This is a genomic window from Neopararhizobium haloflavum (assembly GCF_002750855.1).
Taxonomy (GTDB): Bacteria; Pseudomonadota; Alphaproteobacteria; order Rhizobiales; family Rhizobiaceae; genus Georhizobium; species Georhizobium haloflavum.
Map to the genome: position 1 here is coordinate 488,524 of NZ_NWUC01000001.1, position 26,087 is coordinate 514,610.

At 63.3% G+C, this 26,087-nt stretch carries 22 protein-coding genes; 18 read left to right on the plus strand and 4 right to left on the minus strand.

What is annotated here, in order from left to right; all coding sequences use genetic code 11:
- The first annotated feature begins 9 nt into the window (after positions 1 to 9).
- The 16 genes from mraY (at position 10) to CN673_RS02550 (ending at position 19,768) form a co-directional block, all read left to right on the plus strand.
- Positions 10 to 1,113 (plus strand): phospho-N-acetylmuramoyl-pentapeptide-transferase, encoded by a 1,104-nt coding sequence (mraY, locus tag CN673_RS02475; protein ID WP_099864633.1) that lies wholly within the window; start codon positions 10 to 12, stop codon positions 1,111 to 1,113.
- 4 nt (positions 1,114 to 1,117) lie between these two features.
- Positions 1,118 to 2,524, plus strand: coding sequence for a UDP-N-acetylmuramoyl-L-alanine--D-glutamate ligase (murD, locus tag CN673_RS02480; RefSeq protein WP_099864634.1), 1,407 nt, complete (start codon positions 1,118 to 1,120; stop codon positions 2,522 to 2,524).
- 3 nt (positions 2,525 to 2,527) lie between these two features.
- On the plus strand, positions 2,528 to 3,679 hold the full coding sequence (gene ftsW / locus CN673_RS02485) for a putative lipid II flippase FtsW (RefSeq protein ID WP_099864635.1): 1,152 nt from the start codon (positions 2,528 to 2,530) through the stop codon (positions 3,677 to 3,679).
- An 18-nt stretch (positions 3,680 to 3,697) separates the two neighbouring features.
- Complete coding sequence (gene murG, locus CN673_RS02490; RefSeq protein ID WP_099864636.1) at positions 3,698 to 4,819, plus strand: undecaprenyldiphospho-muramoylpentapeptide beta-N-acetylglucosaminyltransferase; 1,122 nt, start codon at positions 3,698 to 3,700, stop codon at positions 4,817 to 4,819.
- A complete protein-coding gene (gene murC / locus CN673_RS02495; protein WP_099864637.1) occupies positions 4,816 to 6,228 on the plus strand; it encodes a UDP-N-acetylmuramate--L-alanine ligase in 1,413 nt (470 codons plus the stop codon). Before murG ends, murC begins: the two co-directional genes overlap by 4 nt.
- Positions 6,228 to 7,199 (plus strand): UDP-N-acetylmuramate dehydrogenase, encoded by a 972-nt coding sequence (murB, locus tag CN673_RS02500; protein ID WP_099864638.1) that lies wholly within the window; start codon positions 6,228 to 6,230, stop codon positions 7,197 to 7,199. Before murC ends, murB begins: the two co-directional genes overlap by 1 nt.
- Positions 7,200 to 7,436: 237 nt before the next feature.
- Positions 7,437 to 8,363, plus strand: coding sequence for a D-alanine--D-alanine ligase (locus tag CN673_RS02505; protein WP_099864639.1), 927 nt, complete (start codon positions 7,437 to 7,439; stop codon positions 8,361 to 8,363).
- Positions 8,351 to 9,283: a cell division protein FtsQ/DivIB gene (locus CN673_RS02510; RefSeq protein ID WP_245409742.1), complete on the plus strand. Its 933-nt coding sequence runs from the start codon at positions 8,351 to 8,353 to the stop codon at positions 9,281 to 9,283. Before CN673_RS02505 ends, CN673_RS02510 begins: the two co-directional genes overlap by 13 nt.
- Positions 9,280 to 10,611 (plus strand): cell division protein FtsA, encoded by a 1,332-nt coding sequence (ftsA, locus tag CN673_RS02515; protein WP_099864640.1) that lies wholly within the window; start codon positions 9,280 to 9,282, stop codon positions 10,609 to 10,611. Before CN673_RS02510 ends, ftsA begins: the two co-directional genes overlap by 4 nt.
- 56 nt (positions 10,612 to 10,667) lie before the next feature.
- Positions 10,668 to 12,371, plus strand: coding sequence for a cell division protein FtsZ (gene ftsZ, locus CN673_RS02520; RefSeq protein WP_099864641.1), 1,704 nt, complete (start codon positions 10,668 to 10,670; stop codon positions 12,369 to 12,371).
- A 278-nt stretch (positions 12,372 to 12,649) separates the two neighbouring features.
- Positions 12,650 to 13,603, plus strand: a complete 954-nt coding sequence (gene lpxC, locus CN673_RS02525) for a UDP-3-O-acyl-N-acetylglucosamine deacetylase (protein ID WP_099864642.1) — start codon at positions 12,650 to 12,652, stop codon at positions 13,601 to 13,603.
- 150 nt (positions 13,604 to 13,753) lie between these two features.
- Positions 13,754 to 14,620, plus strand: a complete 867-nt coding sequence (locus CN673_RS02530) for an outer membrane protein assembly factor BamD (protein WP_099864643.1) — start codon at positions 13,754 to 13,756, stop codon at positions 14,618 to 14,620.
- Between the two features lie 90 nt (positions 14,621 to 14,710).
- The gene (gene recN / locus CN673_RS02535) at positions 14,711 to 16,381 is read left to right on the plus strand and encodes a DNA repair protein RecN (RefSeq protein WP_099864644.1); all 1,671 of its coding nucleotides are present in this window, start codon (positions 14,711 to 14,713) and stop codon (positions 16,379 to 16,381) included.
- 67 nt (positions 16,382 to 16,448) lie between these two features.
- Positions 16,449 to 18,578 (plus strand): NAD-dependent DNA ligase LigA, encoded by a 2,130-nt coding sequence (gene ligA / locus CN673_RS02540; RefSeq protein WP_099865024.1) that lies wholly within the window; start codon positions 16,449 to 16,451, stop codon positions 18,576 to 18,578.
- Positions 18,579 to 18,722: 144 nt separating this feature from the next.
- Complete coding sequence (locus tag CN673_RS02545) at positions 18,723 to 19,463, plus strand: AzlC family ABC transporter permease (RefSeq protein ID WP_245409743.1); 741 nt, start codon at positions 18,723 to 18,725, stop codon at positions 19,461 to 19,463.
- Positions 19,460 to 19,768 (plus strand): AzlD family protein, encoded by a 309-nt coding sequence (locus CN673_RS02550; RefSeq protein WP_099864645.1) that lies wholly within the window; start codon positions 19,460 to 19,462, stop codon positions 19,766 to 19,768. Before CN673_RS02545 ends, CN673_RS02550 begins: the two co-directional genes overlap by 4 nt.
- Positions 19,769 to 19,775: 7 nt before the next feature.
- On the opposite strand, the gene CN673_RS02555 is transcribed toward CN673_RS02550, so the two are convergent.
- On the minus strand, positions 19,776 to 21,608 hold the full coding sequence (locus CN673_RS02555; protein ID WP_099864646.1) for an aminopeptidase P family protein: 1,833 nt from the start codon (positions 21,606 to 21,608) through the stop codon (positions 19,776 to 19,778).
- A gap of 215 nt (positions 21,609 to 21,823) precedes the next feature.
- On the opposite strand from CN673_RS02555, the gene CN673_RS21040 reads away from it, so the two are divergent.
- Positions 21,824 to 21,997: a hypothetical protein gene (locus CN673_RS21040; protein WP_198585867.1), complete on the plus strand. Its 174-nt coding sequence runs from the start codon at positions 21,824 to 21,826 to the stop codon at positions 21,995 to 21,997.
- 25 nt (positions 21,998 to 22,022) lie between these two features.
- On the opposite strand, the gene CN673_RS02565 is transcribed toward CN673_RS21040, so the two are convergent.
- Both CN673_RS02565 and CN673_RS02570 read right to left on the minus strand, forming a co-directional pair.
- A complete protein-coding gene (locus tag CN673_RS02565; protein ID WP_099864648.1) occupies positions 22,023 to 22,901 on the minus strand; it encodes a 50S ribosomal protein L11 methyltransferase in 879 nt (292 codons plus the stop codon).
- 27 nt (positions 22,902 to 22,928) lie between these two features.
- Positions 22,929 to 23,528: an SCO family protein gene (locus CN673_RS02570; RefSeq protein WP_099864649.1), complete on the minus strand. Its 600-nt coding sequence runs from the start codon at positions 23,526 to 23,528 to the stop codon at positions 22,929 to 22,931.
- Between the two features lie 352 nt (positions 23,529 to 23,880).
- Between CN673_RS02570 and CN673_RS02580 the strand changes: the two genes are divergently transcribed.
- Positions 23,881 to 24,567, plus strand: a complete 687-nt coding sequence (locus tag CN673_RS02580; protein WP_099864651.1) for a DapH/DapD/GlmU-related protein — start codon at positions 23,881 to 23,883, stop codon at positions 24,565 to 24,567.
- 12 nt (positions 24,568 to 24,579) lie between these two features.
- Here CN673_RS02580 and CN673_RS02585 read toward each other — a convergent pair whose 3' ends face one another.
- Positions 24,580 to 26,079 carry an NAD-dependent succinate-semialdehyde dehydrogenase gene (locus CN673_RS02585; RefSeq protein WP_099864652.1) on the minus strand — a complete coding sequence of 500 codons (1,500 nt, stop codon included), beginning with the start codon at positions 26,077 to 26,079 and terminating at the stop codon, positions 24,580 to 24,582.
- Positions 26,080 to 26,087 lie beyond the last annotated feature (8 nt).

Genomic DNA, 26,087 nt, shown 5'->3' on the forward strand with positions numbered 1-26,087 from the left:
CGCCAACTGATGCTCATGTGGCTCGTGGGGCTTGCGGAGGAACTGCAGGTCTTCAACCTTTTCCGCTACATAACCTTTCGTACGGGCGGCGCCCTTTTCACATCCGCTCTCATCGTCTTCCTCTTCGGCCCGCGAATCATCGCTTCTCTGCGCATCCGGCAGGGGCGGGGCCAGCCGATCCGCGCCGACGGACCTCAGACGCATTTCAAGAAGGCCGGCACGCCGACGATGGGCGGATTGATGATCCTTTCAGGAATCATCGGCAGTTCCCTGCTCTGGGCCGATCTTTCGAGCATCTATGTCGTGGTGACCCTGATCGTCACGCTGAGTTTCGGTGCGATCGGATTCTACGACGATTATCTCAAGGTCACCAAGCAGTCGCATATGGGCTTTTCGGGAAAGGCCCGCCTCGGAATCGAATTCCTTATCGCCGCCATCGCGGTCTTCTTCATCATGCAGGCGACGCTGACATCGACAGCGGAGAACAGCGCCACCTTCGGTTCCTCGCTCGCCTTTCCCTTCTTCAAGGACTTCTTCATTGATCTGGGGCTTTTCTTCGTCGTTTTCGGCGCATTCGTGATTGTCGGTGCCGGCAATGCGGTGAACCTCACGGATGGACTCGACGGGCTCGCCATCGGTCCGGTGATGATCGCGGCCGCGGCTTTCGGCACGATCGCCTATCTCTCCGGCAACGCCATGTTCGCCAACTATCTGCAGATCAACTTCGTGCCGGGGACGGGTGAGCTTTCCGTGGTGCTCGGCGCCGTCATCGGGGCGGGTCTCGGTTTTCTCTGGTTCAACGCGCCGCCAGCCGCGATTTTCATGGGTGACACGGGGTCCCTCGCGCTGGGTGGCCTGATCGGTACCGTTGCAGTCGCAACCAAGCATGAGATCGTCATGGCGATCATTGGCGGACTTTTCGTCATGGAAGCGCTTTCGGTGATGATCCAGGTCGGCGTCTTCAAGATGACCGGCAAGCGCGTCTTCCTCATGGCCCCGATCCACCATCATTTCGAGAAGAAGGGCTGGACCGAGAGCCAGGTCGTGGTGCGCTTCTGGATCATTGCCATCATCCTTGCCCTTCTCGGGCTCGCGACGCTCAAGCTGCGGTAGGGCCATGATCCCGGCGACCACCTTCAAGGATCAGCGTGTCGCTCTCTTCGGCCTCGGCGGATCGGGTCTTGCAACGGCGCGTGCGCTCAAGGCGGGCGGGGCAGACCTCGTCGCCTTCGACGACAATCCCGACAGCGTGGCGCGGGCGGCGGACGAGGGGATCGAGACGGGCGACCTTCACAGTATCGACTGGCAGAAGCTTGCCGCCTTCGTCCTGTCGCCCGGCGTACCGCTGACCCATCCAAGGCCGCACTGGACCGTCGACCTGGCGCGCGCGGCCGCGGTGCCGATCATCGGCGATGTCGAGATATTCTGCCGCGAGCGGCGCGCCCATGCGCCGGACTGCCCGTTCATCGCGATCACCGGAACCAATGGCAAGTCGACCACTACGGCGCTCATCGGTCACATTCTGAAAGAGGCAGGATTGGACGTCGGCATCGGCGGCAACATCGGCACGGCGATCCTGTCTCTAGACGCACCCGCCGAAGACCGGTTCTATGTCGTCGAATGCTCGTCCTACCAGATCGATCTCTCGCCCTCTCTCGATCCGACGGCCGGCATCGTGCTCAACTTGAGCCCGGATCACCTCGACCGTCATGGAACGATGGAGGCCTATGCCGACATCAAGGCGCGGCTGGCGATCGGTGCGCAATCCGCGATCGTCGGCGTGGACGACGCCCACAGCGCCGCGATCGCCGATCGAATCGACCGCAGTGGACGGCCGCTCGTCCGCATCTCAAAGCAATTGCCCCTGGCACGAGGACTTTATCACCAGGATGGCATGATCATAGCGGCCGGCGACGAGGCGCATCGTTTCTCGCTTCATGCGGCGAGCGCGCTGCGCGGGGCGCACAATGCGCAGAATGCGGCTGCGGCGATTGCGGCCTGCCGTGCGGTCGGTGTCGATGATGATGCGATCCAGGCCGGCCTGGACAGCTTTCCGGGCCTGAAGCACCGCATGCAACCTGTTGCCCGGCGGGGGAAGGTCCTCTTCGTCAACGATTCCAAGGCAACCAATGCAGATGCGGCGGCGCCGGCATTGTCGACATTCGAGGCCATTCACTGGATCGCCGGAGGGTTGCCGAAGGAAGGTGGTATCGCGTCGCTCGCACCGCTGATGCAGCACGTGAAGAAGGCCTATCTCATCGGCGAGGCAGCGCCCGCCTTTGCGGCGACGCTTGGCGATGCCGTTCCCTATGAGATTGCCGGTACGCTGGACCGTGCCGTCGCGCACGCGGCCGCCGATGCCGGGTCAAGCGCCGCCGAAGCGCCGGTCGTCTTGCTTAGTCCGGCTTGCGCAAGCTTCGATCAGTACAGGAATTTCGAGGTGCGGGGCGACGCGTTCGTCTCAGAGGTCGCCGCACTCGCCGATATCGACATGCTCGTCCCGACACCTGCAAGGAGCGATTGAGCCATGGTAAGCCGAGCTGAACGCGGGCCAGTCGCCGAATGGTTCTGGACCATTGATCGCATCTTCCTGTTCGCCTTCGTGTTCCTGATGGGATTGGGGTTCATGATGTCGTTCGCCGCCAGCCCTTCGGTGGCCGAGCGGATCGGGCTCGAGAGCTTCTATTTCGTCAAGCGCCACGCCGTCTTCCTCTTCCCGACCCTTGCGGTCATGGTCGCCATCTCGTTCGCCTCGCCCCGGCAGGTCCGGCGCATGGCGCTGGTGATCTTCGCAGGTTCGGTCTTCCTCATGCTCGTGGCCCTGTTCTTCGGCGTCGAGGTCAAGGGATCGCGTCGATGGGTCTCGATCGCGGGCCTTTCGGTTCAGCCATCGGAATTCATGAAGCCGGCCTTCGTCATCATCTGTGCCTGGCTCTTCTCGGAACACGCCCGCCAGCCGGAGATTCCCGGCAATCTCTTCGCCATCATCCTTTTCGGCATCGTCGCTGCGCTGCTGGTCGCCCAGCCGGACCTGGGGCAGACCGTGCTGGTGACGGCAATCTGGGGCGGCATGTTCTTCATGGCCGGGATGCCGTGGCTCTGGATCATCGTTCTTGGCGGGCTCGGCGCGGCAGGGTTCGTTTCTGCCTATTTCGTCTTCCCGCACGTGGCCGGCCGCATCGATCGATTCCTGACCGGCGAGGGCGACACCTATCAGGTGGATACGGCGCGAGAGGCCATCGTTCGCGGCAATTGGTTCGGCCAGGGTCCGGGCGAGGGAACAATCAAGCGCATCCTTCCAGACAGCCACACGGACTTCATTTTCGCCGTCGCGGCAGAGGAATTCGGGATCATCTTCTGCATGGTTCTCGTCGCCATCTTCGCTTTCATCGTCCTTCGCGGGCTGTCGCATGCGAGCCGTGAGCGAGACGATTTCACCCGTCTCGCCATCGCAGGCCTCGTGCTCCTCATCGGTTTTCAGTCCATGATCAACATCGCGGTCAATCTCGAACTCATGCCGGCCAAGGGCATGACGCTGCCGCTGATCTCCTACGGCGGATCCTCGATGGTGGCGATCGCAATCTCGGTCGGGTTTCTCCTGGCCCTCACGCGTCGGCGACCGGAAAAGCGGGCGCATGAGCGCCGGCTGTTCCGAGGCAATTTCGTGCCCGCCGAATAGACTGCCGGAGTCCAATACGTGTCAGATCTGATCCTGCTATCGGCCGGCGGCACCGGCGGCCATCTGTTTCCCGCTGAAGCGCTGGCGCATGAACTGCGTCGGCGGGGCCATGCCGTCGATCTCGTGACCGACGAACGCGCGGCGCGCTATGCGCAGAGCTTTCCGGCGGACCATGTTCACGTGGTCCGTTCGGCGACGATCTCGTCGAAAAACCCGATCGCAGCTGCGCGGTCGCTGCTGACGCTCGTCTCGGGTATCCGGCAGTCCGGCAAACTGATTCGTCGTCTGCGCCCGGCAGCGGTCGTCGGCTTCGGCGGATATCCGACACTGCCGCCCGTCTATGCCGCGACCCGCGCGGGCGTGCCAACGATGATCCACGAGCAGAACGCCGTGATGGGTCGCGCCAATCGCCTTCTGGCTTCGCGGGTCGATGCCATTGCCGGCGGATTTCTGCCCGAAGGGTCCGGCGCGCACCAGGCCAAGACGGTGACGACCGGCAATCCCGTGCGCCCCGCCGTTCTTGAAGCCGCCGCTTCGCCTTATCGCGCCGCGCACGGCAGCGAGCGGTTCAATCTCGTCGTGTTCGGCGGCAGCCAGGGCGCGCGCTTCTTCTCCGAATCGATCCCCGCTGCGCTGGACCTTCTGACGGATGAGGAGCGCTCGCGCCTCGTCGTGACCCAGCAGGCCCGCCGCGAGGACGAGGCGGAGGTCACCGCGTTCTACCGCACCCGTGGCATCGAAGCGGACGTCTCGCCGTTCTTTGCCGATATGGCGGCACGAATCGGCGCGGCACAACTGGTGATCAGCCGCTCTGGTGCTTCCACCGTTTCGGAGATTTCGGTTATCGGGCGGCCAGCCATTCTCGTGCCCTATCCCCACGCCCTCGATCACGATCAGGCTGCCAACGCCGCCGCCCTGATGGCAAAGGGTGGCGCTGAAGTCATCGCCCAGAGCGCGCTTTCCAGCACACGTCTTGCCGATCTTATCGGTTCGGCAATGCGCGAGCCGGACCGGTTGGCAGAAACGGCGGGCCGGGCCAGGGCAGCGGGGAAGCCGGATGCAGCGGCCTTGCTCGCCTCGATGGTAGAAGCTATTGCGGACGGCATGAGCATCACAGCGTTCAAGGATAATCGTGCATGAAGATGCCGCAGACCATCGGCCTCGTCCATTTCGTCGGCATTGGCGGCATCGGCATGAGCGGCATTGCGGAAGCACTGCACACGCTTGGCTACAGTGTGCAGGGCTCGGATCAATCCGACAGCGCCAATGTGCAGCGACTGCGCCAGAAGGGCATCGACGTTCATGTCGGCCACCGCGCTGAAAACATCGGCGCGGCCGAGGTCGTCGTGGTTTCCACAGCGATTCGCAAGGACAATCCCGAGTTGATCGCCGCGCGCGAGAAGCTTCTTCCGATCGTGCGGCGCGCCGAGATGCTGGCCGAGCTTATGCGTTTTCGCAATGCGGTCGCGATCGGCGGCACCCATGGCAAGACGACGACCACGTCCATGGTCGCGGCGCTTCTCGATGCCGGCGACCTGGATCCGACGGTGATCAACGGCGGCATCATCAACGCCTACGGCACCAATGCGCGGATGGGCGCGGGCGACTGGATGGTCGTGGAAGCGGACGAATCAGACGGCACGTTCCTCAAGCTTCCCGCAGATGTCGCTGTCGTTACCAATATCGATCCGGAGCATCTCGACCACTACGGCTCCTTCGAGGCGGTGCGCGCAGCCTTCGCGCAGTTTGTCGAGAATGTCCCGTTCTACGGGTTCGGGGTGATGTGCCTCGACCATCCGGAAGTGCAGTCGCTTGTCGGTCGTATCGAGGATCGGCGGGTCGTGACCTATGGTGAGAATCCACAGTCGGACGTGCGTTTCATGAACCACCGCATGGACGGCCCGGTGTCGGTCTTCGACATCGCGATCCGCCGGCGCCAGCGGGACGACGGCGTGGAAATTCGCGATCTTCGATTGCCGATGCCAGGACGCCACAATGTTTCCAACGCCACCGCTGCAATTGCCGTCGCAACGGAGCTTGGCGTCAGCGCCGAGCAGATCAGGCAGGGCCTTGCATCCTTCGGCGGCGTCAAGCGCCGTTTCACGAACACGGGCACCTGGAAGGGCGTCGAGATATTCGACGATTACGGCCATCACCCGGTCGAGATAAAGGCCGTGTTGTCGGCCGCGCGCGACGCCTGCAAGGGTCGCATTCTTGCGGTCGTCCAGCCGCACCGTTTCACGCGTCTCCAGAGCTTGTTCGACGACTTCGCCGCCTGCTTCAACGATGCAGACACGGTTATCCTCGCACCGGTCTACACTGCAGGTGAACAGCCGATCGAAGGAATCGATTCGACCTCGCTCGCCGCGCGGATGCGCGCCGGGGGGCACCGGGACGTGCGCCTCGTCGAGGGACCGGAGCAGCTTGCGCCGATCATCGCCGCGAGTGCAGAGGCGGGCGACTACGTCGTCTGTCTCGGCGCCGGGTCGATCACCTACTGGGCCGCCGCGCTGCCTCAGGAACTCGCTGAACTCGGGGGAGAGACCTGATGCGCGAGGACCGAGGCGCCAGATTGCTCGAACGTCTGCAGGACCGTTTCACAGAAATCCGTGGCCGGCTGACGCCGGATGCCGGGATGGACAAGATCACCTGGTTTCGGGTCGGCGGCACGGCGGACATTCTTTTTCAGCCGGCCGATAGCGAAGACCTTTCGAGCTTCCTGCGCGCTTTGCCCGAGGATGTCCCGCTGATGGTCGTCGGCATCGGGTCGAACCTGCTGATCCGCGACGGCGGCATTCGCGGTGTCGTCGTGCGGCTGTCGGCGAAGGGCTTCGGCGAGGTTCGGCAGGCCTCCGATACCCGGCTGGTGGCCGGTGCCGCCACGCCCGACAAGCGTGTCGCTGCAGCCGCGCTTGAGGCGGGGATCGGCGGACTTCATTTCTATCATGGTATTCCCGGCGGCATCGGAGGTGCCTTGCGCATGAACGCCGGCGCAAACGGGGTCGAGACCAGAGAAAGGGTCGTCGAGGTCCATGCGATCGATCGCAAGGGCGACGGCCACGTCTTCTCCAAAGCCGATATGGGCTATGACTACCGGCACTCGTCCGCGCCGCGCGATCTCATCTTCACCCATGCCGTGTTCGAGGGTTTTGCAGCCGATCGCGACGAAATCCGCTCGCAGATGGACGCCGTGCAGCATCACCGGGAAACGGTGCAGCCGATCCGCGAAAAAACGGGTGGCTCGACCTTCAAGAATCCGCCCGGTTCATCGGCCTGGAAAGAGATCGACAAGGCCGGCTGCCGTGGCCTGACGATCGGCGGCGCGCAGATGTCGCCCATGCATTGCAATTTCATGATCAATACGGGGCAGGCGGGCGGTTACGAGCTGGAGTTTCTTGGCGAGACCGTGCGCGAGCGTGTGCTGGAGGCCTCCGGCATCAAACTCGATTGGGAGATCAAGCGTCTCGGCGAGTTCCAGCCCGGCAAGATGGTGCAGGAATTTCTCGGGCAACTGATTTGACCGGGCGAACCGGCGCATCCGCGATTTGCCAACCCCTGTGAAATCACATGTGATTCCGCGGAGTCATTGAGGGGTTGCCACCGAATCCACTCTCTGATTCTTTGGCCAAAAGCGTTTCCGTTCACTGAGTCGCGGCGTCAGGGCCGCACGGTCCGTCGGCAAGGGGCTGGCGATGAGACTCGGACTCAATCCGGCGGTTCGTTGCGGGCGACCAGTAGTGCGTGAGAGGGGATCGGGATGTCGAGAAGCCATGTGGCGGTGCTGATGGGCGGATTCTCTTCCGAGCGTCCCGTCAGTCTGTCCTCGGGCAAGGCCTGTGCGGATGCGTTGGAGGCGGCGGGCTACAGGGTCACGCGCATCGACGTCGACCGGGATGTGTCCTCCGTTCTTGCCGATCTGCGCCCCGATGTCGTTTTCAACGCGCTCCATGGTCCTTTCGGCGAAGATGGCACCATCCAGGGGGTGCTGGAATATCTGGGAATCCCCTACACGCACTCCGGCGTGCTGGCTTCGGCCCTGGCGATGGACAAGGAGCAGTCCAAGAAAGTCGCGAAGGCGGCCGGGGTTCCGGTGGCCGAATCGAAGGTCATGGACCGGTTCGAATTCGGCTCTTCCCACCCCATGCCTCCACCCTACGTCGTCAAGCCGGTCAACGAGGGGTCGAGCTTTGGCGTCGTGATCGTCCAGGAGGGGCAGTCGCATCCTTCACAGGTGATCACTTCTGACGAATGGAAGTATGGCGATCGGGTCATGGTCGAGCGATTCGTCGCCGGACGCGAATTGACCTGCGCGGTCATGGGTGACGTGGCACTTGGCGTTACCGAGATCATTCCGGTTGGCCACAGCTTCTATGATTACGATTCAAAATACGTGGCGGGACAGTCAAAACACGAACTGCCGGCAAAAATTTCACCAAATATTTACCAAAAAATACAGACACTGGCGCTCAAGGCACACAGGGCAATCGGATGCCGCGGCGTCAGTCGATCAGACTTCCGGTACGACGACCGCTTCTCCGAAGATGGCGAAATAATCTGGCTGGAAATCAATACGCAGCCGGGCATGACGCCAACCTCTCTCGTGCCGGAAATCGCCCTGCATGCCGGTCACGGCTTCGGCGAATTGTTGACCTGGATGGTGGAGGACGCTTCTTGTTCGCGTTGATCGGTAAGGGTGCGTTGAGACGGGCATCGGCCGCAGCAGCCGGTGTGGCGGCTGGCCGCGATGCTGTTGTCCTGCCGCGCCCGCTGCGCCGGGTCGCGCGCTTCCTTTCAGCGCCCGGCATCAGCGATTGGCCGATCCCGCGCCACATCGGGGCTGTCGCGGCCCTGTCATTCCTTTCGGCGACCGGGGTCTACGGCATGGTCCTCGGCGGTCACACCGATCATGTGCTGAGCATGGGGACGGCGGCTGCCGGCTTTGCGCTCGAGGACGTCGCGATCGTCGGCAACCGCGAGACATCGGAAATCGACGTACTTCAGGCGATCGGCCTTGATGGTGCCCGCTCGGTCGTGGTTCTCGATGCCGCAGCTGCACGCGAGGCGCTGCTGGCGCTGCCCTGGGTCGCGGACGTCAAGGTGCGCAAGATCTATCCAAGCAAGCTGGAGATCGACCTTCAGGAACGCGAGGCTTTCGCCATCTGGCAGAACGGCAGCGATCTCCTGCTGATCGAGAAGAACGGCAACGTCATCGCCAAGATGGACGAACGCAAGTTCATCAATTTGCCATTCTATGTCGGTCTCGGAGCCGATCAGCTGGCTTCTCGGTTTGATCGGTTGTTCGAGGGGTATCCGGAGCTGAAGCAGCGGGTCCGGGCGAATGTGCGGGTCGCTGACCGCCGCTGGGATCTTTATCTCAAGAACGGCGTCGTCGTGCGCCTTCCGGAATCCGATCCCGCGGCGGCGGTCGCAGAGCTGGCAAAGCTCGATCGCGAGCGCGACCTGCTCTCGCGTGACCTCGCTGCCGTCGACATGCGGCTTTCCGATCGCATCACGATCCAACTGACGGAGGAATCGCTGGAGCGTCACCAGGCTGCCGTCGAGCAGCGTGCGAAAGACATCAAGGCGATGGAGCGGCGCATATGAGCTTGTTCGGTTCATCTTCTTTCGGGGTGCCCCGCATGCGGCCGCTCTCCTCCAAGCGGGCCAGCGTCGTGTCGGTTCTCGACATCGGCTCCTCCAAGGTCGTCTGCATGATCGGCCGACTGACGCCGCGTGAGGAAAGCCAGCTCCTGCCGGGACGGACCCACCGCATTGAGATCATCGGCATCGGCCACCAGAAATCACGCGGGATGAAGGCCGGCGTCATCGCCGATCTCGACGCTGTGGAAGGGGCCGTTCGCCTCGCCGTCGAGGCGGCAGAGCGCATGGCGGGGCTGACCGTCGAATCGCTGATCGTCAACGTTTCGGCCGGTCGGCTGAAAAGCGACATCTATTCTGGCACGATCGAGCTCGGCGGGCACGAGGTGGACGCCTCGGACCTGAAGCGGGTTCTCGCTTCGGCCAGCCAGCAGTCGATGGCGTCGGACCGGGCGATCATTCATTCGCTGCCGACAGCCTTCACGCTGGACGGCGAACGCGGCATAGCCGACCCGACCGGCATGTATGGCGACGATCTGGGCGTCGACATGCACGTGCTGTCGGCCGAACGCGCGCCGCTGAAGAACCTGGAACTGTGCATCAACCGCGCGCATCTGTCGGTCGAGGCGATGGTTGCAACGCCCTATGCAAGCGGGCTTGCGGCTCTGGTCGACGATGAAGCGGAGATGGGCTGCGCGGCCATCGACCTTGGCGGTGGCACCACGACGATCTCGCTCTTTTCGGAAGGCAAGCTCGTGCATGTCGATGCGATCGCGCTCGGCGGCCATCACGTGACGATGGATCTTGCACGCGGACTTTCGACGCGCGTCGAGGATGCCGAGCGGCTGAAGGTCGTTCACGGCTCGGCGTTGGCAAGCGGCTCGGACGACCGCGACGTGATCTCGATTCCGCCGATCGGCGAGGACGAACGGGACCTGCCGACGCAGGTGCCGCGTGCTCTCGTGGTGCGCATCGTGCGTGCACGGGTAGAGGAGACTCTGGAAATGATCCGCGACCGGCTGAACAAGTCCGGGCACGGCGGCTCGATCGGCAAACGCATCGTCCTGACCGGAGGTGCCAGCCAACTGACGGGGTTGTCGGAAGTCGCGCGGCGGGTTCTCGCCCGCAACGTGCGCGTCGGCCGCCCGATGGGCGTGGCCGGACTTCCGGCCGCGGCGAAGGGCCCGGCCTTTTCGACGGCCGTGGGGCTGATGATCTACCCGCAGGTCGCGGGAATGGAAAACCATGGCGGCGGACTGAGTGTCTTCGGCGCCGCGGGTGGAGCGGGTGGCCGGATCGCCCGCATGGGCCAGTGGCTCAAGGAAAGTTTTTGAACAGCGAAGCTCAGGCCGAGGCGGCAATCGGCCGAAACTGAAAGGGAACGGGTGCCATGACTATTAAACTTCAAAAGCCGGACATCACCGAGCTTAAGCCACGGATCACCGTTTTCGGTGTTGGTGGCGGCGGCGGTAATGCCGTCAACAACATGATCAATGCCGGCCTCGAGGGCGTCGACTTCGTCGTCGCCAACACTGATGCCCAGGCTCTTTCGATGACCAAGGCAACGCGTGTCATCCAGATGGGTGTCGCCGTGACCGAAGGTCTCGGTGCGGGCTCGCGGCCGGAAGTCGGCCGTGCGGCGGCGGAAGAGTGCATCGACGAGATCGTCGATCATCTCTCCGGCACGCACATGTGCTTCGTCACTGCCGGCATGGGCGGTGGCACCGGAACGGGCGCTGCTCCCGTCGTCGCCCAGGCGGCGCGCGAAAAGGGCATTCTGACCGTCGGCGTCGTCACCAAGCCCTTCCATTTCGAGGGCGGCCGGCGCATGCGCGTCGCCGATGCGGGCATTGAAGAACTTCAGGCCTGCGTCGACACGCTGATCGTCATCCCGAACCAGAATCTCTTCCGCATCGCCAACGAGAAGACGACCTTCGCCGATGCCTTCGGCATGGCCGACCAGGTGCTTTATTCGGGTGTTGCCTGCATCACCGACCTGATGGTCAAGGAAGGCCTGATCAACCTCGATTTCGCCGACGTCCGTTCGGTCATGCGCGAAATGGGCAAGGCGATGATGGGCACCGGCGAAGCCTCGGGCGAGGGCCGCGCAATGGCCGCTGCCGAAGCCGCAATCGCCAATCCTCTGCTCGATGAAACGTCGATGAAGGGCGCGCAGGGCCTCCTCATCTCGATCACCGGCGGGCGTGACATGACGCTCTTCGAAGTCGACGAGGCAGCAACCCGCATCCGCGAGGAAGTCGATCCGGACGCCAACATCATTCTCGGCGCAACCTTCGACGAGGAGCTGGAAGGCCTCATCCGCGTTTCGGTCGTGGCCACGGGCATCGACAAGTCGGCCGCCGAGATTGGCGGCAACGCGGCCCAGGCACGGGTCAGCGAACAGCGCGCCCAGCCGGCTCAGCCAAAGCCCGCCCAGCGTGAAGTTGCGGCCGCGCGCCCCGCCGTTTCGGCTCAGCCTGCGCCGCAGCAACCGTCAGCCGATCGCCTGGCCGAGACGGTCCGTCGTGCGGAAGCTGATATCGAACGTGAACTGGCAATCGCACCGAAGACCCAGGCCCCGGCGGACGACTTCATGCCGCAGAGCCGTCTCTTCGCTGCCGCCCAGCCTGTCGAAGCCCAGCAGCAGCGTCCAATGGCTGGCTACCATGTGCCGCCATCCCGTCCTGCGCCTCAGCCGGAGGCTGTTGTGACACAGCCGGAACCTGCTGCGGAAGGCATGGAGCCGATGGAGCCCGTGCGCATGCCTCGCGTTGAGGATTTCCCGCCGGTCGTTCAGGCGGAGATCGAGCACCGCCACGCGCGCCAGGAACCGAGCCACGAAGAGCGTGGACCGATGGGCCTTCTGAAGCGCTTGTCGAGCAGCCTTGGCCGGCGCGATGAAGAAGAGGCTCCGCGTCAGCAGGCCGAACGGCCCGCGCAGGCGGAACGCCGGCAGCTCTCGCCGGAAGCCAGCCTCTATGCGCCGCGCCGCGGACAGCTGGATGACCAGGGCCGTCAGGCACCAGCAAAGCGTATGCCGGGAGAGGACGAGCAGCTGGAAATTCCGGCCTTCCTGCGTCGCCAGGCAAACTGACCCGAAGCGGTCACAATTGATGCAACGCGCACAGAATACGTGCGCGTTGCTATACGTCCAAATTGCTGAATTCATTAATTTAATTATTGTTTCTCCGTTTGCTCATTTATTAATATTTCGAAAAGAACCGTGATTTTGCGATGCGCAACGGCGCACGTATCTTGCGGAAATACCGCGGGGGGAGCGGGGCCGCAGAGACGCACGTATTGCGCGTTGCCCTTGATTGACCGCAGGGCGTGACCAGCGTCGCGCCGCTTCGAAGAATTGGGCAGCTGTTGATGACATCATCATGGAACGTGTTTCAGACCACTATCGCGCGACCGGTGTCGCTCGCCGGGATCGGCGTTCATAGCGGCAAGGATGTTCACGCGACCTTCCTGCCGGCAGATCCCGATAGTGGGGTCGTGCTGCGGCGGGTGTTCGACAATGGACGCACACACGATATTCGGGCCGTCTCGGCTCAGGTCGCCTCCACCGACCTTTCGACCGTTCTTTCGCGCGACGGCATTACGATCGGAACGGTTGAGCATCTCATGGCCGCATTCGCCGGGCTTGGCGTCGACAATGTCGTCGTCGAACTGGATGGCGGCGAGGTGCCGATCATGGACGGGTCGGCCGAGGCCTTCGTCGAAGCGATCGATTCCGTTGGTCTCAGCGAACAGGACGTGAAGCGCCGTTTCATTCGTGTGCGCAAGCCGGTGCGCGTGGAGATGGGCGGCTCGTGGGGCGAGTTCGTGCCCCATGACGGGCAGCGCTTCGAGATCGAGATCGATTTCGACAGCCCGGTGATCGGCCGCCAGAATTTCGAGAGCGATCTCGATCCGGCAACATTTCGCAGCGCGCTGGCTCGCTCGCGCACATTCGGCTTCATGCGCGATGTGGAGCGGCTTTGGGCCGCCGGCTATGCGCTTGGCGCGTCGCTGGAAAATTCGGTGGTGGTCGCCGATGATGACCGTGTCATCAATGTCGAAGGTCTTCGTTTCAAGGATGAATTCGTTCGCCACAAGGCGCTGGATGCGGTGGGGGATCTCGCCTTGGCCGGCGCTCCGTTCATCGGCTGTTTTCGATCCTACCGCGGCGGCCACAAGCTGAATGCGCTTGCGCTCAAGGCATTGCTGGACGACCTGTCCGCCTACGATGTCGTCGAAGCACCGGGGCGACGGGACGTTCGCCGGCGGCGCGGCGACGTGGTTGCGATCAATGCACCGGCTTTCGCTCCCTGGACTCTTTGACCTCATGGGACGAACCGGTCGGTAAAACGACGGTCGGTCATAAAAAAGCGCCATTGGCTGATGATTACGCCCCCTGGACATTGCGGGGCCCCCGCATTTGCGGCTAGAAGGCGCAGGTGCGAGGCAGAACGGCACACGAGGTTATTGCATATGACAGGCGCAGTTCGGCAATTGCAGCGTAAGCGCGCGCGCAACGTTCTTGTTGCCATCGGTATCGGCTTGGCCGGTGCCGGGCTTGCCGGTTGCCAGACCGATCCGGACATTGATATCAGCGCTTACGCTGCCGAGACCGATCCGCCGGACGTGCTCTACAATCAGGGGCTCGCCAATCTGCAGGGTGGCCGCCTGCAGGAAGCGGCCCGCAAGTTCGAGGCCATCGACAAGCAGCACCCCTATTCGGAATTTGCCCGGCGCGGCATGGTCATGGGCGCGTTCGCGCGTTATCGCAGCGGCGACTACGAAGAAGCGATCTCGGCAGCCAACCGCTATCTCAGCCTTTATCCCGGCGAAGAAGATGCGGCTTACGCGCAATATATCGTCGGCCTGTCCTATTTCCGTCAAATCCGCGACGTGACACAGGACCAGCGCGAATCAGCGCGGGCGATCCAGGCGATGCAGGAAGTCGTCGATCGCTATCCCGACAGTGAATATGTCGAGGATGCACAGGCCAAGGTGCGCTTCGCCCGCGACCAGCTCGCCGGCAAGGAAATGCAGGTAGGGCGCTATTACCTGGAGCGCCGGGAGTATGTGGCGGCGATCAACCGCTTCCGCAACGTTATCGAGCGCTATCCCCAGACCCGGCAGGTCGAAGAAGCGCTGGCCCGTCTCGTCGAGGCCAACTACGCGATGGGCCTGACGGATGAGGCCCAGACGGCAGCCGCCGTGCTTGGACACAACTTCCCTGACAGCCAGTGGTATGCGGATTCCTTCACGCTCCTCCAGTCTGGCGGACTCGAGCCGCGCGAGAATCGCGGGTCGTGGATTTCGCGTGCCGGTGCACGCATCCTCGGTGCTTGATCTGACGGCTGGCCTGTTCCAAACATGGAAAGGTTTGGGTTCCGGCGCGACGAGTCGTCGGCTGGCGCGGGGCGTTAGGCTCTAGGATCAATGCTTTCACAGCTTTCCATCCGCGATATCGTGCTGATCGAGCGGCTGGACCTCGTATTTGATGCGGGCATGTCCGTGCTGACCGGCGAAACGGGCGCCGGCAAATCCATCCTCCTCGATGCGCTTTCCCTTGCGCTTGGTGCGCGCGGCGACGGCTCGCTCGTGCGCCAGGGCGCCGAGCGCGGCCAGGTGACGGCCGTGTTCGACGTTCCGGTGGCCCATCCGGCTCGTCAGTTCGTTCGCGACAGCGGCCTTGATGACGAGGGCGACCTCATCTTGCGCCGCGTTCAATCCGCTGACGGGCGTACCCGAGTCTTCCTCAACGATCAGCCGACCAGCGTGGCGACGATGCGCGAGCTGGGCCGTCATCTCGTGGAGATTCACGGACAGCACGACGATCGCGCGCTCATCGAGACCGACATGCACCGTATCCTGCTCGATGCGTTCGGTGGCATGGGCGAGGAGGCGCGGTCGGTCGCGGGCCTTCATGCGGCCTGGCGGCAAGCATTGCGGGCGCGCGATGCGCACCGCGCCAAAGTGGAGGAGGCGGCGCGGGAGGCCGACTATCTTCGCTCGTCCTTTGCCGAACTCGACCAACTCAGTCCACTCGACGGTGAAGAGGACGAGCTGGCCGGGCGCCGCGCAGACATGATGCGGGCGGAAAGGCTGGCCAGCGACATCAAGGAAGCCGAGGAGGTGCTTGCCGGCCCTGGGTCGCCTGTGCCGCTCATCAGTTCGCTCGTCCGCAAGCTGGAGCGCAAATCGGCGGAAGCGCCGGGCCTTCTGGAAGAGACGGTCGAGGCGCTGGACGGCGCGCTGCGGCAGCTCGGCGATGCGCAGATGGCCGTGGAAGCGGCGATGCGCAAGGCCGACTTCGACCCACACGAATTGGAACGGACCGAAGAACGCCTTTTCGCGCTGCGCGGGGCCTCCCGGAAGTTCAACGTGCCTGTCAGCGAACTGCCGGCGCTCGCCCAGCGGATGATGGACGACCTTTCCGACCTCGATGCAGGCGAGGAGAAGCTGAAAGCGCATGAGATCGCTGTCGGCGAAACGCTTGCCGCCTTCAATGCCGCGGCCCGTGCCCTGTCGGACAAGCGTCATCACACAGCGAACGCCTTGACAGAAGCGGTGATGACGGAGCTCCCCGCGCTCAAGCTGGAGCGGGCCGCTTTCATGGTCCATATCGAGACCGATCAGGATCGCCCATCGCCGGACGGCATCGACAAGGTCGAGTTTCATGTGCGAACCAATCCGGGGACGCGCGCCGGACCCATAATGAAGGTCGCTTCCGGGGGCGAACTTTCCCGTTTCCTGCTGGCGCTCAAGGTCGCGCTCGCCGATCGCGGTTCGGCCCCGACCCTCGTCTTCGATGAGATCGACACAGGTGTCGGTGGCGCGGTGGCCGATGCGATCGGACAGCGTCTCAAGCGACTTTCGGACAGGGTACAGGTGCTCTCCGTCACCCATGCGCCGCAGGTTGCTGCGCGCGCCGCCACCCATTTCCTGATCGCCAAGGGTCCCAACGATGCCGATGCGATCGCGACGAAGGTGACGGCTATCGACGCTGCGGGACGCCGCGAGGAAATCGCAAGGATGCTGGCCGGTGCCACGGTCACCAGCGAGGCACGGGCGGCAGCCGACAGACTGCTTTCGGAAAATGCGCGTTGATGCGGTGATTTTCGCCGCGCCCTGACGTATCAAGGTGCAATTGCCGACGCGAACCCCGGACATCATCATGGCCCTTGAAAAGCCACGCCCCGTGCGCGAAACGCCTGTCAAGGAAATGGACGACGCTGAAGCGGGCGAGGTTCTGCAAACGCTCGCCGCCGAGATCGCGGAACACGACAAGCGCTATCACCAGCAGGACGCGCCGGTCATCTCGGATGCCGACTACGATCGGATAAAGCAGCGCTATCTCGCGATCGAGGCGCGTTTCCCGCATCTGAAGCCTGTTGATGCACCGTCGGACAAGGTGGGGGCCGAGGTCGCATCCGGTTTCGGAAAGGTCGTGCACCGCGTTGGCATGCTGTCGCTCGACAACGCCTTTACCGATGAGGATTTCGTCGATTTCGTCGAGCGCGTCCGCCGGTTCCTGCGCATACCGGGCGGCGATGAACTGGCGTTTACGGCAGAGCCCAAGATAGATGGTCTTTCGCTGTCGCTGCGCTATGAAAAAGGCGCGCTGGTAACGGCGGCGACGCGCGGCAACGGCGCGGTCGGCGAGAACGTCACGGCGAATGCGCTGACCATCCGGGATATTCCCCACACACTGCCAGCGCATGCGCCCGAGGTGCTGGAAGTGCGGGGCGAGGTTTATATGACGCGCGAGGATTTCGTCGCGCTGAATGAACGCCAGGCCCAGCTCGGAAAACAGACCTACGTCAACCCACGCAACACCGCCGCAGGCTCTTTGCGCCAGCTCGATGCCGCGCTGACCGCAGAGCGGTCGCTCAAGTTCTTTGCCTATGCCTGGGGCGAAGTCTTGCCCGAATTGCCTGCGGACACACAGAGCGAGATGGTGGATCGGCTGGGTGAGTACGGCTTCAAGACCAACGACCTGATGCGACGCCTGACCACGGTGGAGGCGCTTCTGGCGCACTATCGCGAGATCGAACGCGTGCGCGCCGAACTGCCCTATGACATCGATGGCGTCGTCTACAAGGTCGATGATCTGCGGCTGCAGCAGCGGCTCGGATTCGTCTCGCGCTCGCCGCGCTGGGCCATTGCCCACAAATTCCCCGCGGAAAAGGCGTTCACGATCCTGAATGCCATCGATATCCAGGTGGGGCGCACCGGCGCTCTGACGCCGGTCGCCCGGCTAGAGCCGGTCACCGTGGGCGGCGTCGTGGTGACGAACGCCACGCTTCACAATGCCGAGGAGATCGAGCGGCTCGGCGTCAGGATCGGCGATACGGTCGAAATCCAGCGTGCCGGAGATGTCATTCCGCAGGTGCTGCGTGTCGAAAAAAGCCCGCCGGACGCCATTGCATTCGTCTTTCCGAGCATCTGCCCCTGCCACTTGAAGACCCCGATCGTGCGCGACGAGACGGCCGGCGGTGCGGAGGGCGTCGTGCGCCGCTGTTCGGGCGAATTCGCCTGTCCCTATCAGCGCAAGGAACACCTGAAGCATTTCGTTTCGCGCAAGGCGTTCGATATCGACGGCCTCGGCGACAAGCAGATCGAGTATTTCTACGACGACGCCACGCTGGCCATCCGTCAGCCGGCCGACATCTTCACCCTGAAGTCGCGCGACGATGCCCAGGACCTGCAAAAGCTCAAGAACCGCGATGGCTACGGCGACACGTCAGCCAGCAAGTTGTTTGATGCGATCGAGGCCAGGCGGACGATCACCCTGGACCGCCTGATATTTGCACTTGGCATTCGCCATGTCGGCGAGACGACGGCGAAGACCCTCGCACGGGCTTATGGCAACTGGGCGGCATTCGACGAGGCGGCGAAAGCGGTCGCAAAGGGGAATGAAGCGGCGCGGGAGGAAATGGATGCGCTGGATGATATCGGCCCGGCTGTGATCGAGGCGGTCGGACGTTTCTTCGGAGAGGCGCACAATCTGGAAATGGTCGAAGCCCTCGTGTCGCAACTGACGGTCATGGATATGGAGCGGCCCACCTCGGATTCGCCGGTTGCCGGCAAGACTGTCGTGTTTACGGGCTCGCTTGAGCGAATGACCCGCGAAGAGGCCAAGGCCATGGCGGAAAGGCTCGGCGCCAAGGTAGCCGGCTCCGTGTCGAAAAAGACCGATCTGCTCGTTGCCGGACCGGGCGCCGGATCGAAATTGAAGAAGGCGGCCGAACTCGGCGTGGAAACGATGGATGAAGACGGCTGGTTCGAGCTCGTCGGAACGTGACGCGTGCTGCGAGCCAAGGATCAGCACCGCTGACTGTCCGTTCACCCGTTTTCATTTGACTGGTCAGCAGTGCTGACCGAAATTGGCTGAGCGCGCATCTCGCGTTTCGCAAAGCCGCCAGCGTGGGTCGCACCGACGGGCGGGATGATCCTTCCGATTGGGTTCTTCATGGCAAGCTCTTCCAGGAGCGACTTCCTGTCCGGCATCAGAGACAGCGTACCCGTCATCGTCGCGGCGGCGCCATTCGGCGTTCTTTTCGGCGCGCTGGCAGTCGATAACGGGTTGAGCCTTTTCGAGACCGTACTGATGAGTGCCTCGATATACGCCGGTGCCAGCCAGATGGTCGGGATCGAGCTTTTCGGCGGCACCGTCGCCCCCTGGCTGGTCGTGCTGTCGATCTTCGCCGTCAACTTTCGCCACGTCCTCTATTCGGCCGCTGTCGGGCGGCGCATCACGCATTTCACGCCGCTGCAGAAGGCATGTGCGTTCTTCTTCCTCATCGATCCGCAATATGCCGAGACGGAACGCCGGGCCGAACAGGAAAAGCCGATCACTGTCGCATGGTATTTCGGCATGGGCGTGCCGGTATATCTCTTCTGGGTACTGGAAGGGTTCCTCGGCGGGGTCTTCGGGGGGCTGATCAGCGAGCCGGAGACCTACGGGATCGATTTCCTGCTGCCGCTCTACTTTCTCGGCCTGGTGCTCGGCTTTCGCACGCGTCGCAACTGGACGCCGGTCGTCATCGCCAGCGCGATCGGATCGATCATCGCGTTCCATTTCATCGGATCGCCGTGGCATGTGAGCGTCGGTGCGCTCACCGGCATCGCCCTTGCCGCCGTGATCGCGCCTCCGGTTCGGCCGGGCAGGGAGAGGGCATCACAATGACCGATCCCTTCACCGTCAATGTCTGGATCATCCTGTTCGGCGCGCTGGCCACCTACGCCACGCGTTTCGGCGGCCATGTCGTGCTGTCGCGCTTCGAGAAGATACACCCGCGCGTGGAGGCCGCTCTCAATGCCGTGCCGGCCGCGGTCCTGACGACCCTCGTCGCACCGGCCGCCGTCTTCAACGGTCCGGCCGAGGCCATCACCATGGCGCTCGCGCTCATCGTCGGTTGGCGCGCACCGATGCTCGTCGTTGTCTTCCTCGGTGCGGCCACCGTTGCACTGCTGCGCAGCCTGATCGGCTGATCGTCGGCTAGACGAGCGGCGCCGTCGCGGCCTTCATCCATGCCCGTGTCGCGTCGTTATCGAGCAGGGGCGTGATCTCCTGCGCCACTCGCTGATGGTACGCGTCGAGCCAGGCAAGCTCGTCGGCAGCAAGAAGCGAGGTTTCGACGAGGCGGCGGTCGATCGGGCAGAGCGTCAGCGTGTCAAAGCCCATCATCTCCTTGTCGCCGCCTTCGATCGTTTGAGGCGGCGTCACGACAATCAGGTTTTCGATGCGTATGCCGAACGCGCCCTCGCGGTAATAACCCGGCTCGTTGGAGAGGATCATGCCCGGTTCCAGCGTCTGCTGGCCACGTCGGGAAATGCTTTGCGGCCCTTCGTGCACGGAGAGGTACGAGCCGACGCCGTGTCCCGTGCCATGGCCGAAATCGGCGCCAGCCTTCCAAAGGGCTATGCGGGCGAGGGGGTCGAGTTCGCTCCCACGGGTGCCAGCGGGAAAACGCGCCGTCGATATGGCGATCATGCCCTTCAGCACGAGCGTGAAAAAGCGGCGCATCTCCTCGGTCGGTGAGCCGATGGCGACGGTGCGGGTGATGTCCGTCGTCCCGGACACGTATTGCCCACCCGAGTCGATCAGAAACAACTCGCCCGCACCGAGTTTGCGATTGGTTTGCTCGTTGACACGGTAGTGAATGATCGCACCGTTCGGACCGGCACCGGAGATCGTTTCGAAGGACACATCCTTCAAGGGAAGCTGATGCTTGCGCCCGGTCTCCGAACGCACCGCTTCCAGTCTGGTCGCAACCGTGATCTCATCGACCGAGCCGGGTTGCTGCGCGTCGAGCCAGGCGAGAAACGCCACCATAGCAGCACCGTCGACATGGTGGGCATGCGCCGCACCTTTCAGTTCGGTCTCATTCTTGATCGCTCGAGCAAGCCGGGCCGGATCCTCGGCCTCGACCAGCTTCGCTCCGCCAGAGGTCAATTGCGCGGCAATGGCATGCGGGGTGAGCGCAGGGTCGATCATCACCGCTTCACCGGTGCCGGCGAGCGCCTGAAGCGCGGCATCGAAGGTCTCGGGTTCGGCTAGGTCGGTCAGCTGCGCCAGGTAGGCCTTCTCTTCAATGCCCAGCTTCTCGCTGTGGATGAAAAGCGTCGGCAGTCCCTCGGACCGCAGGACGGCGCGCGCCAGCGGATGGGGCGTGTGCGGCACGTCGCTGCCACGAATATTGAAAGTCCATGCCACGGAGGAGGGATCCGTCATGACAAAGGCGGATGCCTTGTTGTTGCCGATGGTCCCGGCGATCGATGCGATCTTGTCGCTGGCGAGCCGTCCGGCGTGGGAGTGGCCCTGGATAGCCACCTTGCCGCGCGGTTCGGCGGGCCGATCATGCCAGATCGCATCGATCGGATTGGCCGCCAGCAGAACGATTTGGGCGCCGACCTTCGATGCCGCCTTTTCCATGCGGGCGACCTCGCCCATCGTGTGCAGCCAGGGATCGACACCAATCCGCATGCCGTCGCGCCCGTTCTCTGCGATCCAGTGCGAGGGGGGCGTCTCGATGAGATCGACAGGCGTGAAAACCGTCATGTCGCTCTGGGCGCGCACCTGCGTCTTGTAGCGGCCATCGACGAAGATATAGGCCGCCTCACGCGTCACCAACGCCGCCCCCGCCGAGCCCGTGAAGCCGGACACCCACGCCAGGCGCGTTGCCGACGCCGGCACATATTCGCCCTGAAATTCGTCGGCGCGCGGAACGAGGACCGCATCGACACCAAGCGCATCGAAGGTGGCGCGCAGATCTGCGACGCGTGCCTTGCCGGTTTCGGGCGAAGAGAGAACAGCGAAACTCTGGAACATCGACAATGCCTTTCGTGAATCGTGCGCAAGCTACCTGAAGAGCACGACCAGTGAAATCGCCTTTGCCCTTTCGTTAATTTTGCGTTGCAACATAACTGTTCGCGTGTGCAACAATTGCATTGCTCCCATGCGCTTGCCCCTCTGCCACAAGCGGCACGAATCTCTATCTTCGAGATCAAGGGAGGGCCAACACTGACAGGACAAGGATGACCGTCATGGCCAAGAACATTTTCCGCACTGCTTTCGACCGCGTGATTGAAGCCCGCGAACGCCAGGTTCGCCGCTATGTCAACGGCGCTCTGCTGTCGTTCGACGACACCACGCTGAAGTCGCTCGGCCGTCGCCGCGAAGACATGATCAAGGAAGGCGCTTCGACGTTCCCGTTCTAAGGACGTCGATGACCGTCGGGTGGCGCTATCCCAGACAAAGCGTCACCCATCCGTTGCGCCAGAGTGTGCGGCGGTGATGCAGACCCGCTGCATTGAAGGCTGACAGCACCTTCCATCGCTGCTCGGCCAGAATGCCGGAAAGAATGACGCCGCCACCGGCTCGCCGATGTCTGGCGATGTCGGGTGCCATCGCCATCAGTGGACGCGCCAGAATGTTGGCGACGATCAGGTCGAAAGGCCCATTCGCTGCGAACGTATCGGAGTGAAAGCCGGCGGCGACCGCCAGCTTTATCCGGCCCGGAAAGCCGTTCGAGGCGACATTGGTTCGCGCAACGGCGATGGCGACCGGATCGATATCCGTCGCGAGAACACGCGCCGGCGCGAGCTTTGCCGCCGCAATCGCCAGGACGCCACTTCCCGTGCCGAGGTCGAGGACCCGGGCAGGGCGCCGGCGCCGCATGACCCATTCCAGCATCTCCAGGCAGCCCGCCGTCGTGCCGTGATGGCCGGTGCCGAATGCTTGTCCCGCATCGATCTCGATCGCGAGGTCATTTGCGCGCACCTTGTCGCGGTCGTGTGAGCCGTGCACCAGGAACCGCCCCGCGCGCACCGGCTTCAGTCCTTCCAGGGACTTCGAGACCCAGTCGATATCCGGCAGCTCCTCGATGTCGATCGTGAGCGTGCCGAATTCGGCCGCCAAGGCCTCTTCCATGCGCGCTCTGACCGCATCGACCGCATCGTTGTCGGTATAGACCGACGCTTCCCATCGATCGGCCTTCTCATCGATTTCCATCGTTGCGAGCGCGAGGCCGTCGTCTTCAAAAACGTCGCCGAGCAGTTCCAGCACCCGCGCGCATGCGCGCTCGGTTCCGGTAATGAAAAGACGCGTTTGTTGTGTGGCCATGCCCTGATTGTCCGAGAAGCGGAAAGCTCAGCCTTCGATCAGGTTCTTGAGCTTTTGTACAGCCGTATCCCCGTTTTCGCCGTAGGCGATCGTCGAGCGGAACTGTCCGTCTTCATCGAGCAGGAACACCGAGGCGGTGTGGTCCATCGTGTAGTCGCCCTCCGGATCGTTCTCATCCAGGGGCACCTTGCGGGCGTAGATGTTGAAGCCCTTGACCATGTCCGCCACGGCCTGCGGGTCTCCGGTGATGCCATGGATGCGGTCGGAGACGTTGGAGACGTAGGTGTCGAGAACATTCGGCGTGTCGCGTTCCGGGTCAACGGAAACCATATAGGCGGCCATGTCGTCACCGTCCGGATCCACTTCCGCCATCCACCGGTCGAGCTCGTAGAGGGTGGTCGGACAAACGTCGGGGCAGTGGGTAAAGCCGAAAAAGAGGGCGGTTGGCCGTCCCTGGAACGCAGCCTGCGTGATGACTTCGCCATTCTCGTCGACCAACTCGAACGGCACGCCATAGGGGCCATTAGAGCCCGCCGGGTCGTTTCGGGTGAATTCGTATGTCAGGAATGCGAGCACGCCGGCGAAGACGACGACAAGAACCCACAATGCTCCGCGAAAAAAAGCCATCCCGATATCTCGCTCCAAAGCGTGTACCGTTGCGACATAGGCGGCTTGGCGCGGCGTGTCATCGTGATAAATGCGCGCAGCCCGATTTCGGGAGGGTTGATGTCAAAGACACCAGGCAAGACCGGTGGCGGCCATGCTCACGAACATGTCGACGCCATGGTTGGCCCACCCTGCGAAGGCGGCTCCGGTTGCCAGCCCGCCGGCGACCAGCGCGACAATCATGAGCCACGCGGGACGCTGCTTTCCTGGAGTTTGTGCGCTGGGTGAAGACATGAGCTGATTCTAGCGGCAACCGCACGGCCGCGCCAGTTGCAATGTTGCGGTCGCTTCGCCGCCGGCCTATTGCGATCTTATGGACGATCCATTCGACCCCGACACGAGACTGACCGATCCGACGCCAAGGGTTCATGGCAGCGCGCTCGTGCAGAATTGCCAGCTCGGCGGCCATGTCGCCGTGGCCGAGAGGGTCGTGCTGCGCGAGGTGACCGTCGGCGCCTTCTCCTATTTCGAGCGGCACGGCGAAGCGATCTATGCCGATATCGGCAAGTTCTGCTCGATCGCGGCCAATGTGCGGATCAATGCGCTCGAACACCCGATGGAACGGGTGACGACGCACAAGATCAGCTATCGGCCCAACGAATATTTCCGCTATCTGGGCATCGATCAGTCTCTTCGCGAGCGCAGGCGGTCGCGGCGCGTCACGATCGGCAACGATGTGTGGATCGGCCACGGTGCCGTCGTTCTGCCGGGCGTCATGATCGGCAATGGCGCCGTGATCGGTGCCAATGCCGTGGTCAGCCGAGACGTCGCCGCTTATGCGGTCGTTGCCGGCGTGCCGGCCCGGCGGCTGAGGATGCGCTTTTCGCAGGCTGTGGTGGACCGGCTTCAGGCACTCATGTGGTGGGACTGGCCCCTTGGCGTGCTCCACGAGGCGATCGCGGACATGCAGTCCTTGTCGGCCGAAGCGTTCCTCGACAAATGGGAACGGCTTCGACCGGTCAGTCGTCCGCAAGAAGGGTCGGAGGGCGACGGACTTTAGGCTCCGGACATCTCAGGACCAATCGCGGCAGACATATTTGACGTCGGAAAAGGCCTCGATGCCGTGGCGCGAGCCCTCGCGGCCAAGGCCGGATTGTTTCATGCCGCCAAACGGAATAGGCGCGCCGGTCACCTTGGTGCGATTGACCCCGATCATGCCGTATTGCAGCGCCCGAGACAGCCGATAGATCCGTGCCGGCTTGATCGTGTGCAGATAGGCGATAAGGCCGTATTCGGAGTCATTGGCAGCCTTCAGCACCTCTTCCTCCGTATCGAACGGCACGATGGCGGCGACGGGGCCGAAGGTCTCCTCGTGCATGATCTTCGCGTCGAGCGGGACATCGCCGAGCACCGTCGGCTCGAAGAACAGTTCGCCCATCGCGTGACGCTTGCCCCCGGTTAGGACGCGTGCGCCTCGCTCGACGGCGTCGGCGACCTGTTCTTCCTGCTTTCTGACCGCATTTGCGTTCATCAACGGCCCGATGTCCGGGTCGTCCATGCCGTCGCCGACCGTCAGCGCCGCGGTTTTCTGCGCGAACCTTTCGCAGAACGTCTCATAGATGCTCCGCTCCACATAGAAGCGATTGGCGCCCAGACAATCCTGACCAGACGTCGCGAATTTCGCCTTGATCGCCTCGTCGACGGCGGTGTCGAGGTCGGCGTCGGCAAAAACGATGAAGGGCGCATGCCCGCCAAGCTCGAGGCTGAGTCGCTTTATCGTGGGCGCGCATTGTTCATAGAGCAGGCGCCCGATTTCGGTTGAACCGGTGAAGGAAAGCGCACGGACACGATTGTCTTTCGTCCATTCTCCGACGATCGGCGCCGGTTCTCCGACGGCGACGTTGAATACGCCCTTGGGGAAGCCTGCGCGCTCGGCAAGCACGGCGAGAGCGAGCGCGGAAATCGGCGTTTCCTTGGAGGGGTGGACGACCACCGTGCAGCCGACGGCGAGGGCCGCCGCCGCCTTGCGCGTGATCATCGCGATCGGGAAGTTCCATGGCGTGACCAGCGCGGCGACGCCGACAGGTTCGCGCCAGACCTCGACTTCCGCGGAGGGCAGATGCGAGGTGACGCTCATGATGTCGGGCCGGCGTGCCTCCTCGGCAAAGAATTCGATGAAGGAGGCGCCATAGTCGATCTCGCCGCGGGCCTCCGAAATGGGCTTGCCCTGTTCCAGCACCATGATGCGCGCAAGATCTTCCTTCGCCTCGACCACGAGATCGTACCAGCGCCTCAGGATATCCGTGCGTTCCTGGGGAAGCAGCGCGCTCCAGCCATCAAAGGCCTTGTCGGCGGCATCCACCGCCTTGCGGGCGCCTTCAGGGCCAAGCACGGAGAAAGTCGCGATCACCTGGCCATCGGCGGGATTCTTTACCTCAAGACGGTCGCTGCCGGTGCCGTCGATCCATTCGCCGCCAATGAAGGAGCTGTCGTGATAGAGCGCCGGATCGGAGAGCGTGAAACCCTTGGGGGTGATGTCGTGCGTGCCGGTCGCGGCCGAAGCGGTCGTCATGGTCTACC